Source organism: Aquimarina hainanensis, assembly GCF_042684685.1.
GTDB classification, from domain to species: Bacteria; Bacteroidota; Bacteroidia; order Flavobacteriales; family Flavobacteriaceae; genus Aquimarina; species Aquimarina hainanensis.
Map to the genome: position 1 here is coordinate 571,205 of NZ_JBHULX010000001.1, position 14,331 is coordinate 585,535.

At 33.7% G+C, this 14,331-nt stretch carries 13 protein-coding genes; 10 read left to right on the forward strand and 3 right to left on the reverse strand.

Going from position 1 to position 14,331, the window contains the following annotated elements; all coding sequences use genetic code 11:
- The first annotated feature begins 17 nt into the window (after positions 1-17).
- The 10 genes from ACFSTE_RS02555 (at position 18) to ACFSTE_RS02600 (ending at position 9,810) form a co-directional block, all read left to right on the forward strand.
- A complete protein-coding gene (locus ACFSTE_RS02555; protein WP_378258351.1) occupies positions 18-1,784 on the forward strand; it encodes a type VI secretion system Vgr family protein in 1,767 nt (588 codons plus the stop codon).
- 2 nt (positions 1,785-1,786) lie between these two features.
- Positions 1,787-1,945: a hypothetical protein gene (locus tag ACFSTE_RS02560; protein ID WP_378258353.1), complete on the forward strand. Its 159-nt coding sequence runs from the start codon at positions 1,787-1,789 to the stop codon at positions 1,943-1,945.
- Positions 1,946-1,947: 2 nt separating this feature from the next.
- A complete protein-coding gene (locus ACFSTE_RS02565; RefSeq protein ID WP_378258354.1) occupies positions 1,948-2,907 on the forward strand; it encodes a hypothetical protein in 960 nt (319 codons plus the stop codon).
- 6 nt (positions 2,908-2,913) lie between these two features.
- A complete protein-coding gene (locus tag ACFSTE_RS02570) occupies positions 2,914-3,402 on the forward strand; it encodes a DUF4280 domain-containing protein (protein ID WP_378258356.1) in 489 nt (162 codons plus the stop codon).
- A gap of 10 nt (positions 3,403-3,412) precedes the next feature.
- On the forward strand, positions 3,413-6,550 hold the full coding sequence (locus tag ACFSTE_RS02575; RefSeq protein ID WP_378258358.1) for a hypothetical protein: 3,138 nt from the start codon (positions 3,413-3,415) through the stop codon (positions 6,548-6,550).
- Positions 6,551-6,552: 2 nt separating this feature from the next.
- Positions 6,553-7,524 (forward strand): hypothetical protein, encoded by a 972-nt coding sequence (locus ACFSTE_RS02580; RefSeq protein WP_378258360.1) that lies wholly within the window; start codon positions 6,553-6,555, stop codon positions 7,522-7,524.
- 156 nt (positions 7,525-7,680) lie between these two features.
- Positions 7,681-8,121, forward strand: a complete 441-nt coding sequence (locus ACFSTE_RS02585; protein WP_378297935.1) for a hypothetical protein — start codon at positions 7,681-7,683, stop codon at positions 8,119-8,121.
- Positions 8,122-8,190: 69 nt separating this feature from the next.
- The gene (locus ACFSTE_RS02590; RefSeq protein WP_378258364.1) at positions 8,191-9,003 is read left to right on the forward strand and encodes a hypothetical protein; all 813 of its coding nucleotides are present in this window, start codon (positions 8,191-8,193) and stop codon (positions 9,001-9,003) included.
- Between the two features lie 34 nt (positions 9,004-9,037).
- On the forward strand, positions 9,038-9,406 hold the full coding sequence (locus tag ACFSTE_RS02595; protein WP_378258366.1) for a WG repeat-containing protein: 369 nt from the start codon (positions 9,038-9,040) through the stop codon (positions 9,404-9,406).
- A 167-nt stretch (positions 9,407-9,573) separates the two neighbouring features.
- Positions 9,574-9,810: a hypothetical protein gene (locus ACFSTE_RS02600; RefSeq protein WP_378258368.1), complete on the forward strand. Its 237-nt coding sequence runs from the start codon at positions 9,574-9,576 to the stop codon at positions 9,808-9,810.
- Between the two features lie 532 nt (positions 9,811-10,342).
- Here ACFSTE_RS02600 and ACFSTE_RS02605 read toward each other — a convergent pair.
- From ACFSTE_RS02605 to ACFSTE_RS02615, 3 genes are all read right to left on the reverse strand, one after another.
- Entirely contained in the window at positions 10,343-10,579 is a 237-nt protein-coding gene (locus ACFSTE_RS02605; RefSeq protein ID WP_378258370.1) for a hypothetical protein, read from the reverse strand.
- A gap of 1,381 nt (positions 10,580-11,960) precedes the next feature.
- Positions 11,961-13,763, reverse strand: a complete 1,803-nt coding sequence (locus ACFSTE_RS02610) for a DUF3987 domain-containing protein (RefSeq protein ID WP_378258372.1) — start codon at positions 13,761-13,763, stop codon at positions 11,961-11,963.
- Positions 13,750-14,328 (reverse strand): BT4734/BF3469 family protein, encoded by a 579-nt coding sequence (locus ACFSTE_RS02615; protein ID WP_378297937.1) that lies wholly within the window; start codon positions 14,326-14,328, stop codon positions 13,750-13,752. Before ACFSTE_RS02615 ends, ACFSTE_RS02610 begins: the two co-directional genes overlap by 14 nt.
- Between the last annotated feature and the right edge of the window lie 3 nt (positions 14,329-14,331).

Sequence of the window (14,331 nt, forward strand, 5' to 3'; positions counted from 1 at the left end):
CAACACTCGATATACACATGGCAACACTTACCACAACTGATATCTCCATAGGAGGAAAAACAATTCCTTCCTATGCAGCATTAACAATACATCAATCATTAGGCGATCATAACACTGTGAACCTCTCCTGTAGAGCAGATGTGGTTGAACAACTATCTGAACAACTTATTGGAGGGAGTAAGGATTTCTTAGGAGAGGTTATCACTATTCGAATTGTAGCATCAGAAAATTATAGTCAGTATAGAGAATTTCTTTTTAAAGGGGTCGTCACAAAAGTAGAAACCCTAAAACAACACCATCAATCGGGTAATCATATTGCCCTTACCGCCATGAGCACTTCTATTCTGGCAGAAGATGGGCAGCATACCTCCTCGTATTTAGAGTTGGGATTGGCAGAGATTCTTGATGCTACCTTTAGCGGATATGATGTCGGTAAATTAGAGACCGCGTTTACCCCCAGACAATCCGATACCATTCATTATAGCGTACAGAAGAATGAAAGTAACTTTGCCTATGCTTCGCGATTAGCAGCAACTACCAATAACTGGTTCTATTACGATGGGGTAAAGTTGGTATTTGGTACGCCTTCCAACGAGGAAACATCACTGGTGTATGGGCGGGATTTAACAAACTTTGGCATGCGTCTCGAGCCACTTCCTAATAAATCCAGCCATCACACTTATGATTACCTGACAGGAGAGCACTATCAAAAAAACAGTAGCGAATCCACAAGTCTTCCTTCTGGATATCATTCCCTAACCTCTAACAAAGCCAATAATCTCTATCCTAAAACAAATAACCAATACCATCAACTCCATACAGATCAGCGATTACAACAACGGTTCGAAAGACAGGTAGAAAATCATACCCATGCCATTACTGCCAGACAGGTAATCGCCAGTGGGGTAAGTGATAATCCGGGCGTGCAATTAGGAACCATTATCTATGTAGAAGGTTATGGACGTTTTAGAATTATCAGTGTCACTCATGGAAATATAGAAGGAGGGCTATACAAAAATCAATTTGAAGCCATTGCAGCCGATATTGATGTATACCCACTAATGAATATGTTTGATATGCCAATCAGTACGATTGAAATGGGAGAGGTCATTGATAATGTTGATCCGCAGGGGTTGAGTCGGGTAAAAGTACGCTTTCCTTTTCAAAAGTATGGAGGTACCACCACCCCATGGATTCCTGTAGTAACTCCTTATGCGGGAGCCGATAAAGGGTTTCACTTTATTCCGGAAATCGGAGAAACCGTTGTATGCCAGTTCGAGAACAACTGTGCAGAACGTCCGTATGTAACAGGAAGTATCTACCATGGACAAGCTCAACCGAGCAGGTATCAGAGTGATGCCAATAATATCAAAGCTATTCGTACCCGTAGCGGGCATACCATAGAGCTTAATGATACTGAAGGCAGAGAAATGATTACGATTAGTGACCGCGTCAATAACTTAATATCACTCGATACCGCTAATGGATGCATTACGATATCCGCTCCAGAAGAAATGATCCTTAGGTCTAAGAATTTATCTATTGAAGTAGCCGAAGATATGAATATTAATGTCAGTGGATTTAAAAATGAATATATAGCTAAAGATCATAGTGTAACCGCAACTAATTTGTATCATACGGCTGATGAAAACATGGAAACAAAAGCAACCCATGTAGAAACTAATGCGGATCAAATTAATGCTAATAGTAGCAAGGAAAATTTAGAGTTAAATAGTGCTAAGCAAGTTGTTAATAATAGTAACGATAAAATAAAACTATTTTAGTCATGGCTGGAAAGATTATTAAAACCTGTAAAAAATACAATGAAACAGCAGAAAGTATTACATGGAATGCTACTAATGGAAATATAGAGTTAACCACCACCAAAAAAATTAGTATGAAAGGAGAAAACGGAGGAGTAAAGTTTACTAAGAAAGGAAAATAAAAATGAAGCAAAGATTGTCATTTTTTAATCAGGAAGATCTCCCAGAGGAGTTTAACAACTCTGTAAAAAGAAAAGAGAAAGTGGTGCTGATTTCTCAGGGACATCACTCTTCATTGGTATGGTATCCTACAAAAAAACAAGAAATTTTTTATATTCCATACCTTACTCAGTATTCAAATCTAACATACGGTGTTAGAATTATTCAGCAGCAAGGTAACTTAGAGCCCCAACAACTGGATTTTGAAATTACAATTCAGGGGATCAATAATCAAGATGGAATATATTGTTATCATATAGATCGAAAACAAGTGTATATAAATAACAACATACCTGATACTACTGTAGAAGAGTTAGCTAGTATGTGTGGAGAGGTGCTATATCCTGTTTTGATTGATTTTTTTGACTATACGATAAAAAATTCTAAACAGATTAAAGAAAGATGGGATACACTTAAAAAGAAAATATACAATAGTTTTCAAGGGGAATATGTTGAAAAATACATAACCGCAACAGAAAAAGTAATACAAAATGAAGTCATCCTGAATCGAGCGTTAAAACAGGATATGTTTTTAGCACTATTTACACATATTGCTGAAACCAGAGCGTATGATAAAAATCTAACAGCCGAGGTACTGTTTAACTTTCCAATAATCCCCTTTACAACCCCCATACGATATGTGGGAGAACAAAGCGTGCAAAAACAGTATACCCCATACAATACCATACAGGTCACTTATAAAGGAAAAATAACAGATGATAGAGGTGTGGCGGAACTTAGGAATAAAAAAAGATTTAGCACACAAACTTCAACAGAAAAAATAATGCCTAAAGGCAACTGTAACCTACAATATGATCTGGACAGAAAAACCGGAATGCTTAAATTTTGTACCGCTGAGATAACAATAGATCTAGATGGGGACCTAAGATCAAATATCATAACAATTAATGAATTACAAAGTTAAACAACTATGAGTGTAACAGGACATATCGTATGCAATGGAGCAATATGCCAGTGTAAAAATGGATTTACTCCAGATACCTTAAAAGTAATAAGTACTCCTAATGAATATGTAAATGATCCGGATGGAACTGAAAAGTTAATTGCCTCTACCATGGATCTAGGAATCCCACTGGAGAAAGGTACTTTTGGTCAATGCAAATTACAACCTACCTCTGGGGGCTATCTTCCCTGTGTACCCAGTATCACCGCTTGGCAAGATTTTTATGATAAGGTAACATTAAGTAATGAAGGACAAGTATTAGTAAAAGACAGCAAAGGAATATGTGCTATTGCAGGTACGCCCTGTGTAGAGTTTATAATGCATGGACAACAACCATCGGTATCAGCCACAGAAGTGCAACAAGCAAATGAAACGATGCAAAGTCAATTAAACCCACTAGTTGACCCCAAAAAAACAGAAGATATAGATCCATTCGAATGTATTCAATTAATTTAATACGCTAACAATGACTAAAGGTTTTGGAATACGAGTTATAGAAGAGGATCTAAAAGATCCTGAAAAAGTAGTAAACTGGGATGAAACCAGCAGGTGTCTGATATTAAAAGATAGTGTGTCGGTAGATTTAGAACTATATGAAACCGGGGCAAATTTGTCTGCTTCAGGAACAGATTTGTTTAAAGGTTTTTTATGGGATCTTTGGGATATAGAACGAGGTACTTCTTACAGTTGGGTAAAATCGGTAAATGGTATTAAAAAACCAGCAACAGATAGAGCGAGTCAAAAAAGCATTACTGTTACTGTAAAAGAAGGCTACAAATCAAAACAAGGATATTGGATAGAAGCTTTTAAGGAAGCGTCAAATTTTGAAACAGGGTGCTATACTACCGATGCTTTAAGCATGATCATCACTTTTGAGCCACCGCCACCTACCGTAAAAGCAACATGGTTCAATCCGGATGGTAGTGAAATAACAGAAACAAAATACCTGGGGCAATGGGTAATGCTCAAATTAGAAACTACAGGATTAAATGAAGAACAGGTTCAGGTTTCTATATGGGATGATCGAGGAGGAGATACCAGCCTACTATATGAGTATGATGGGGAAGTTCATTCTAAAGAAAGAATTACCAATCACAATAGAAAAAAAGAAGAGGAAATTAAAAGATGGAAAGGTAAATCTATACATGATAGACTTGTGTTTCCAGAAAGTTATGATAAATTTCAAAAATATAATCAAACTATCGGCATAGATGGAACCTTAACTTTTTTAATTTCTTTAAGCCCTACATGGGAAAAGTATAAAGTAATGTGGGGAGATTTAATAGAACTAAGAGTTCTTGTAGATCATCCAAGATTAGAAAAATATGCAATTTCTGAAGTTTGGTGGGGAATAAAGCCAAACAGATATGACCCTAACTATATCTCTACACCCTTAAAAGTACGCTTGCCCAAACCTGATGAACTTGCTGAGTCCAGACCCGATTATGCAGCAAAAACAGTAGTCATAGAAGATAGCGTACTAATGGAAGCCAAGGGAACAGATCCTTGTCATTATAAGTACATAGAAATTAGTGAATTTAACAAAGATAAAAAAACCAAAAAAGACAAAAAGCAGAGAACATACGTAGCCTTTGAAGAAAAACCACTTAATAAGCCTGACTTCGATCCATATGAGGTAGTCACCGGGGGCAATGGACATAGAAGAAAAATTATCATCGATTTGATTAATGAGAATGATAAAGAAGGTACTGCCCCAAAAGCATGTATCGCAGAAAATATCCCGAAAACAACCTCTGGAGATGAGCATAAAGACAATATGCTTGTATTTGACATAGCAGACGAATTTATCAAAAAAGTAACCGAATCAGATGGTAAAAGTGAAGTAGAATCCTTTCTTGAAAAGCAAATAAAGAAAATGTCATCAGAAATGGGCTATAACGTAACCACAAATGACATTACCTTTAAAAGAAAAAATGAAGGACAATTCATTGATACCAGAATAGTAGAAGTATTAGAACATACCCAGACAAAACTGGTATTTTATGCATTATACCCATACAATACCAATTTTATAAAATTATGGGGCATAGCAACACCCCTACCTTTTATTTTGCGGTATTTATGGACAGGCAGTATCAAACCACATCCGTATACCATAATAGCCCAAAGCTGCCGATACAAACGAAATATTGTAATCAATACCTACCCTAACATAAAATGGTCTGTATATTTAAACCTCAATCAGGCGGATACATCCAAACAAATGGGATGGGGCAACAATATAAGACAGACCAACAAAGAAAAAAAGAATGCCCCCAAAGGATTTATAAAAAGTGGGGATGGTTCCTGGGATTTTGGGTTAAAAGCCGCTTTTAACCGTAATAAAGAATATGATGAGTTCTCTGATAAAACAGCTTTTGCTAAACAGGATGAATATGACCTCTCGGCACCGTTCAAAGAGGTTATTGATCCCATTATGGATAACCTTAATGATATTGGGGGATTTATTAAAGAAACAATTTTAGGGAAGAAAAAAGACTCCGAATCCGATCATGATACCCCTACTGCAGAACACCAGAGAGTACTGGATCAAGAAGCAAGAAGAGCAGCCAGAAGAAAAGAAAAAGAAACACAGGCAGCAATTAACAACCAGCCTGATGTACAAAAAGCCCTGCAAAAATTACAGGAGAACGAAAAAGAGATTAAACATCTTAAAAACAAATCCTACCCTATCGATAAATACCCATCACAAAAAGCATTGGATAAACAAAAGGCTAAGGATAAAGAAAGCTTATTAAGTCGCTACAGAAACCGGGATAACCTGCAACAAAGACTAAAAAGAAAAAGTGAAAAAGCAGAAATCAAGATCAGCAGGAATCTTGTAAACTTCAAAATTATTTACCCCAGCCTGTCCTTTGCTTTTGATTGGTACTTAAAAGGCACAAAAACATCTAATGCCAATATCACACAAAACATGGGGCATAAAGTGGGTACAGTACTAAAAGGTAAAATAAACGCCGACCCAATAATAGGATTAGAAATTAAACTGGATTTTCTGGCACTGGCACAGCGGTCACACCCTGCCGTACTGGCATTAATAGCCGCTGCTGATATTGCTATGGGTATGATTGGCGATGGGAGCAAGATCACCTGTGACCTCACTGCCACAGGCAAAATCAGCGGATATCTGCAAGGAGAGATCAATACCCTTACGGGAGAAAACAGTTTTAACCCCGATACCGCAAAATCATCTAGCGCAGAAGTAGCCACACTAAAAGGAAACCTAACCGTAAAACTGGAAGCTAGTATCAAAGCTGTAAAAAATGCACGTGTTTTTAAACATCAGGTAACCCTAACCGGGGCATTGGGGGTTAGTGCTACTGCATCAGACTCTGTACATGCCAAAATTGCAGCCGATACCAAAGGGTTTTATATGGATATAAGTAATACCTTTGAAGGATTGGAACTTATTGGATATGCTATTGTAGAAGGAGAGATAACTGAAGGTAAAGAAATAGAAGCAATCAATAAGGACACAAAACCAAAAGGAAAGAAAGCAGGAATCAAAGGTGAGTTTAAGTATAGAGTGATTGATAAACAACAAGCCATTCCTATAACCAAATTTTATTTTAACGATAACTAAGTATGAAACAACTATTCATCTGCCTATTAGCCATCAGTATAAGCAGTTGCGCACAACAACAAGAATCAAAAATGACACAAAAAATTAGCCAGATCTATAAAGAAGTAAAGTATAAAAACGAAGCCATTAACTACCATGCCGATTTTTATAACAGCGATTGTAGTTTTGAACTTTTGGTAAATGATATGAAGGTTTATAGTTATTATGATACAGGGGGCATTGGTACCAGTTTTCCTATTAATTATAAAATTCTTAAACCGGGCATACAAACCTATACCATACGCTTATACCCGCAAAAGAAACAAGATGGCAGCTTTATAGATAGTTTGGTCAAAAAAACCTCGTTTAAGCTGGTGGTATCCGGCGTTCGTTTTAGAGAAGGGGGTATCGATACCCTGGATGAGGGGTTTACCTTTACCACCCCTACCATACAGGGTACTAATGACGAAGGGGCGGAAGATGTACCCATCTTTGCCGGGCATGGGCTGCCTTATGTAGAATATACCGGCACCTTTGAAGCAAAAGTACCCTATACCATGACAGGTTGGTCACAATCTCAGGATTTAACCAAAGAAGACCCTGATCAATTGCTAAAAGAAGTGATTGCTATGTATAAACAATATGGGCAAGCCATTGTAGACAAAGATGAAGAAACCTTATTTGCTATGATCTATACCAAACAAAAGGAAATGGCACAGGCTGTCTATGCCGATAGTACATCTGTTCAAGAGGATTTGGATAAATATAGAAAATATTTTGATTATAATAATCTAGTAATTGAATCATTAGAAAAATATAAAATGCAATTTTACGGAAATGGAAAAGTAGTTACTTTAATGCGTATTAATGATGAACATAAAGGCAAAAATGCTATGCGAGTAAAATATATAGAAGGGGATTATTATGTTAGAGAATCTCTTATAATAAATTTCCACCGCCCTAAAGCAGGAGGGCCTTTAGAAATTATTAGATAATAGAATTAACTTATAAGGTTTTTAATCATGCAATTCAGGATAAAATGTTCAAAAATTTTAACTATATCTTCATTACTTATTTTTGCTTGTAACACCAGACCTCAAAAAAACAATCCTGACTTAGAGTGTTTTATAGCTAAACTTGAGGATAAAGACATGCATACAAAAGGAGAGTTGCTCAAAGAAACGATAGAAGTATTTAATGGGTTATTAGCTATCTATAATGAGGGGAACTCTTTAGTCCCAGAACAAATCAATATCGAAAATGAAATATATGATACTCCCTTTGTAATAGACACTACTAAAATCCCTGGTTTTTTTAACCAATTTCAAGAGGTTTCTCATATCCAATTCCCAAAAGATAGTCATAATTACGTGAAATTTCATGTAGAAAACGAAACAAATATTTTTATAAACCCAAATACTTTAGACGCAGGTATAGAAGTAGAGTTTACTCCGAAAACCATATATTATCGTGATACCATAGCTAGTATACCTAATTATAAAGTTAATTTTGACGATCAAATAAGGTGGGGAGTTTCTCGGGTAGTAGATAGTATTAACATTCAGTGTAGAGTTAAATACGTATCTGATTAAGATACCATAACAATTTCTAAAAATAACTCTAAGATTACATATAAAGGCGGAGAAATTGTTTTAAAGGAAATGAAAAATAATTTTGCTCACATACAGTTTAGCGATACAATTCATGGTCTTTTGGAAATAGAAGGTGTTACTTCTAAAGGGAAAATAGTTAACAAAAGATATCAAAGTGATTCTGAAATTCCTCTTATAGATGCTCAAAAGAAATATACCGAATTAATTGATGCTCTAAAGGAGGTAAGAAAAGAAGTGTATTTAGAACAATTAAATAATAACAATGAAGAATTTAGAAGATTATCGTATAACAAACTTTCTAAATTAGATTTTTTTAATCCAGATAGTGATAATGACGGATACTATTATAAAAACATATATTTTAATGGAGAAGTTGATAAAATCAAACTGTACATAAAAAAAAGTACTCGTGAATCAAGTATGAATTTTATGTCTATCTCTAATACAAATTATGGTTCTCTAATTGCTGAACATTCAGAAGATTTTGTCAGTTACAGAATACTAACTGATACAGGAGAACTAGTTACTAAAATACAATCTGAAAATTACCGTGTACTAAGTCAAGACTTTAGATATTATGAAATTAATGGCGAATATTTTCATTTAAATTTAAACAAAAAAGAACTAGATCATATCATAGCAGATAGTATTATTGCATTTGATAATGATATAGTGGCCATTAAAAAAGATAGAGATCATGAAGAATATGAATTATTTTCTTCTGAAAAAATAAAAATATCAAATTATAAGTATTCAAAATTCGAAAATGACTATGGATTATTATTTGGGTTCAGAGAAGGTTGTTTTTATATCATAAACTCCGAGGGGAAGGAGGAAGCAAAGCTTAAAAGGGGTTGTTGATATAGAGTTTGGTTCTGAAGGAAGATTTCAAATAATGAATAAAAATGATCAGTATGGATTATTAGATAGCAAAGGAAAAAGAATAACTCTTATGATATATCATTATATTGGTCTTTTTAGTGAGGGTTTAGCATTAGTTCAAAAGCATAATGATGGAAATTATGGGTTCATCAATACCAGTGGCAAAGTGGTACACCCATTCATCTATGAAGATGCCTATTTTTTCATAGATGGAGTTACAGCTGTTAAATTTGAAGGAACATACAAATTGATTAATACAGAAGGAAAAGTTATAGTAGATAGTAAATCCGATAACCTTTTTAAGCCCTCAGTAAATGGTAGAGAATATCATTTTGATCACTCAAAGGTATATAATAGTAAAGGAGAATTGATGTCAGAATAATATGTGGTTGAGAGTCTTCGTTCAAAGATATTTAATTAAATAAATATACCCCAAAGCAAGAGACCAATTAGAAATTATTAGATAATGAAGTTGATATATAAATTATTTGTTTTTTTTGATTTTATTGTTCCACAACCAGTTGCGCACAGCAACAAAATAAGTCCTTATTGTTTCCATGCTTTGGTATTGAAAAAAATATTGATGATTGGCTTTCTACTATAGAAAAGGAATTAGTGGTAAACAAAATAATTGATAATAAAAACAGTGAAATCTATCTTGACTTACACCTAATCTCAATATTTAATGCATATGATTCGGAATTTGATTATTCTCAAAGAGAAACGGTTAATCAAATCTATAATGATAATGGTATTACTATTAATACTCGGAGTGCTATTGCTTGATTTTAGTTGGTGTTTTTTATGTGTCTGTTTTACAGGTTTTTTATCTTGTTTTTAAAGTAGCCGAATTATATGATAACAATCTAAATTTTTCCGATCTGTTGTAAGTAAATAATAAAAAGGGGGATAACTAAATTAAAAAAGAATAATAATCCCGTTAACGCTAAAGATTATTACAGAAACATATATCAAGAGCCCCCTTTCTTGGCAAGATACATGCTTTGATATAATTTTACTAATTTTTCTGAGTTGTTTTTATAATTGCTGAATTCGGAAAATTACTTTTGAGCTATCTGAGTACAGATGACTTTAAAATTCTTTAAATTTTCCTGACCTATTAATATGTATTTGCTATTGATCTGGTGTTCCAAAACCTTAATTTCTAAGAGTCAAATTCGAGGTAACTTATCAATTAGGGTTCTTTTTTGTTTATCTAACTATTTATAAGAGGATAAATCTGTTGTTTAGTTTTGCTATTTTTCTTTACATAGTAAAGCTATAAACAGAACTAAAAATTTACAATTTTCGATTCAATTCATAATCTATGTGCGTCTCGTAGTTTTTTTGTTGCAGCAACTACTTGAGCATATTCTCTGATTATATATTTTGAGATAAATAACACTCCGTATAAAGCAGCTACAATAGCTACACTTTTTACAATAGGAGATTTTAAAAGTTCCTTGGAATAAATTATTATTTCTTGATTAATTTCTTCTTCTGGAGAAGATTTGACTGAAGGTCTTTTTTTTCTGATTACGGATTCTCTTCTCATAATTTTTTATGTTTATGAAGTTTCCTAGAATTATAAATATTATAGGCGATCTATCTATTGTTTTATGATGAAATAATTTTTAAAAATAGATGTGCTAATGCTAGGGAAGTATGATGAATATATTGGAAATTTCAGAAAAACAATTGATATCTCCAAGTTAAAAAGCTATATGAGTATTTGAAATCGATACGCTATCGTTGTGTAAAAGAAATGTTAAAGAAAATATAAATTCCCTCTTAAGCCATTAATAACAGGATATTCCAATTTATCCCCCCTGTAAATTAATCATAGGAAAACCGTAGTAAAAAAGGTGCAGAAATAATTTTCAAGCCTAATCTCATTTTATGCTTGCTTTATCAGGAATTCAGGAAATATGGTTCAAAATGGTATGGTAGACTAGGCGTATACTATGCTATAAAACTCATTTTAAGCTCTTTTAAGAGGTTTGGTTCTGCTTCCAATACAAAACCCTTGATAGTTTTTTGTTTTCTAAAAACAGCTTTATTTGGGGTTTAAAATTATTGATTTACGGGCTTGGTAGAATTAATCATTTCTTTGTGGTATAGTTATATTTATTTTTGTGGAGGGAATTACTAAGTCTTCCTTATAGGAAAGAGCTGTAACTTTTCCTTATAGGAGAGAGTTGTAACTTTTCTCTATAGGAAAGAGCTGTAACTTTTCCTTATAGGAGAGAGTTGTAACTTTTCTCTATAGGAAAGAGCTGTAACTTTTCCTTATAGGAGAGAGCTGTAACTTTTCCTTATAGGAAAGAGCTGTAACTTTTCCTTATAGGAGAGAGCTGTAACTTTTCCTTATAGGAGAGAGTTGTAACTTTTCCTTATAGGAGAGAGTTGTAACTTTTCCTTATAGGAGAGAGTTGTAACTTTTCTCTATAGGAGAGAGTTGTAACTTTTCCTTATAGGAAAGAGCTGTAACTTTTCCTTATAGGAGAGAGTTGTAACTTTTCCTTATAGGAGAGAGTTGTAACTTTTCTCTATAGGAGAGAGCTGTAACTTTTCCTTATAGGAAAGAGTTGTAACTTTTTCTTATAGGAAAGAGCTGTGTTTTTTAAAGTCACAAGAGGTAAGTTGAAATTCTAGATATTTCATCTTGTATAGGTGGTTTTATTATAAATACAATCATTAGAAACACCTCTATAAATTATTAGGTATCGATTATAGTTCTATATTATACATTTTAATACTATCATGATGTATAATAATACACATTTATTTGAATCTAAATAGCAAAAAAATGCATTTCATATAGTAGGATAAATGTAAATTACTGCATCCCTTTTAAAATTATAATAACTTAGATTAATTGTTGAATAAGAAATGAACCAAAACCTCACATTGTATCACATGAGGTTTTTAAGAAATTAAATAAACTTTTCTTCTTTTTTTAGTAGGTGTATATACTGACCGTGACCAACCCTCTTTAGATATTCTTTTCTCAGGAATTGATTGATGTAACGTTCAGCAGTTTTTTCAGGAATTTGAAGCTGTAGTGCTATGCTTTTATATTTCTGAGTAGTAAAAGTATTTGGTAATCCATCCAGTAAGCTTTCTTTTTTGCTTTTACCTTTTGAGTGTAGTTTTTTCTTTTCGGGTAAATAACGATATACTTTTTGTGTATGCACCAGTAACTTCTCCACAATGGCAATAGCATTTTTTATGTCAATATCTTGGGAATATAAGATACTGGAAAGTGTAGCGTTTTCCAATGACCGTATAGTTGTAAAGATTAATATGATTCGATAGCATATTAATCCCAGTCTTAGTAATGAAGCTTCTAGGTCTGTTTTTTGCAAGAACAGGAATTTATCATATTGTTTGCTAAAAAAAGCATTGAATAGCTCTATCTGTTGAGGTTTTAAAAGAATCCTGATCTGGCTTCCAAAACCTTCTAAGGATTGATAGTATTGGAGGTATTTATTACCTAAGTCATTAAAGGTCTTATCTAGAGATTGCTTATTATCTAGGGGAAATACATTTCTCCACTTTTTTTGTCGTTGCATTTCAAAAAAAATAAACCGACTAAATAGCCCGTTTTCTGCATCCGGCATTAAAGATAATACCTGGTCTATAGTACCAGAAAGCACAGCAGATAGTTGTGGCTTTTGAATATCTACATATTCATTAGCACTACGCCTATAATAACTTATTGGTTCATGATGGAACGCTTTTCTAAATCCATCACTATAATTACCATGTTCGCTTTTAAATGCTTGAGCAAGTGTATCCCCTTCGGTTTCAAATATAAGTCCCTTTCCATCATTATTTGCTAATAATTCAAAAGCTCCCGTGGCACTGCTATTGGCGGGGATAAATAATAGTTGTTCTCTGGGTTGTTCAGGTTTTAGTGGTCTTTGTTCCTTTTTATTTTTTTTAATGTCTAAATACTCACCGATTTCTATTTGATACTGTTCTTTTTGAGCATTGGTACTATCCCTTTTATGTTTGTGAATGGGGTATACCAATTTTCTGCACAGGTTAATTTTTCCTTTACCAGAAGAAGCGGGTGCGGTGACAAACAAAAACAAGTTGGGATATACTATACTGTTATCATACATTCCACAGACATTGGGTAAACAAGCGCTTATTGCTGTTAAACTTCCCAATAACAATACATCTTTTTCCTGATCTGTGATTGCATGTTTAGTTACCTGTTTAAAAAACTTAGGTAGTAGCTTATAAATTGCTGCAGGGATTCCTGGTAAAGGCGATTCTGGTATTTGCAGGGCTTCATCTTCAGGAGTTATCATTTTAGGTTTGGAAGTTGATAAAGCAACAACCTTTGTTTTGGTTTGAGAGGGTGTTACTCCTGCCGACTTTGCCAAATGGAAAAAAGTGCCTAATGAAACTCCGGAGTTATTACTTTGTAAACATTTTTGGTATTGTTTTCGAGCGATGGTAGCATCATATTTTGGATAATTACTACTGACACTTAAAAATAATTCTTCTCCCATATTTCCAAATGCATCTGCAAAGGCAAATCCGATTTTAATCCAATTTCCATAATTTCCAGTAATATCGATACCTGTACTTTCTAATAATAAGACTACTTCTTTTACTTTTTCATAATCATCGATTTTCAAAGCAGGTATAGCACCTTGTGAATTTTGTGCTTTTTCCTTTTGATTTTCTGATGACAAGTATTTTTTAGGATCAAATTTTAACATCACTTATATATTTTTGGTGGATAAAGGGGTTAGGGTCATAGGGTAATAAGCAAGCTCTGCAGACATCGCTACCTGAAGTATCTATATGAATGTTATAAGTTTGTTTTATGTAGTTGCTCACTGCCTGAAAATATTCAGTATGTGAAACTTCATCCAATGCTATTTTAATAATCCATTTTAGTCCATTTCCTCCAGGAGAGATGAATAATAGCTGAGAAGAAAAATAAGGGTCTTTTAATAATGTTTTTCTGATATCTGTTAATTCTGTAGTGTTTGGGATATCATCAATGTCAATAGTTAATAGTTTAGAATGTGTTTGCAAGGCATTATTGTTACGTTTGGTAAATACACCAGAAAAAGTAACATAATCAAAGTGTTTCTTTTTATACTCTTTTTGTTCTTTTTCGGAAGAGAGTTTTCGTAAGTGTGTAGTACGATGCTTACGGGAGATATCTGTAAGCATCCGATATACTTGTAATAATCCAATGGTTTTAGTAGGAATAAGATTATACAGGTTTTTAGAAAAGTAACTAAACCTTGGTTCCCATTTAGTATCAGGAATCATATC

Coding starts and splice junctions, on each gene's coding strand:
- ACFSTE_RS02555 (WP_378258351.1), top strand. CDS start 18: ATGGCAACACTTACCACAACTGATATCTCCATAGGAGGAAAAACAATT.
- ACFSTE_RS02560 (WP_378258353.1), top strand. CDS start 1,787: ATGGCTGGAAAGATTATTAAAACCTGTAAAAAATACAATGAAACAGCA.
- ACFSTE_RS02565 (WP_378258354.1), top strand. CDS start 1,948: ATGAAGCAAAGATTGTCATTTTTTAATCAGGAAGATCTCCCAGAGGAG.
- ACFSTE_RS02570 (WP_378258356.1), top strand. CDS start 2,914: ATGAGTGTAACAGGACATATCGTATGCAATGGAGCAATATGCCAGTGT.
- ACFSTE_RS02575 (WP_378258358.1), top strand. CDS start 3,413: ATGACTAAAGGTTTTGGAATACGAGTTATAGAAGAGGATCTAAAAGAT.
- ACFSTE_RS02580 (WP_378258360.1), top strand. CDS start 6,553: ATGAAACAACTATTCATCTGCCTATTAGCCATCAGTATAAGCAGTTGC.
- ACFSTE_RS02585 (WP_378297935.1), top strand. CDS start 7,681: ATGCATACAAAAGGAGAGTTGCTCAAAGAAACGATAGAAGTATTTAAT.
- ACFSTE_RS02590 (WP_378258364.1), top strand. CDS start 8,191: ATGAAAAATAATTTTGCTCACATACAGTTTAGCGATACAATTCATGGT.
- ACFSTE_RS02595 (WP_378258366.1), top strand. CDS start 9,038: ATGAATAAAAATGATCAGTATGGATTATTAGATAGCAAAGGAAAAAGA.
- ACFSTE_RS02605 (WP_378258370.1), bottom strand. CDS start 10,579: ATGAGAAGAGAATCCGTAATCAGAAAAAAAAGACCTTCAGTCAAATCT.
- ACFSTE_RS02610 (WP_378258372.1), bottom strand. CDS start 13,763: ATGTTAAAATTTGATCCTAAAAAATACTTGTCATCAGAAAATCAAAAG.
- ACFSTE_RS02615 (WP_378297937.1), bottom strand. CDS start 14,328: ATGATTCCTGATACTAAATGGGAACCAAGGTTTAGTTACTTTTCTAAA.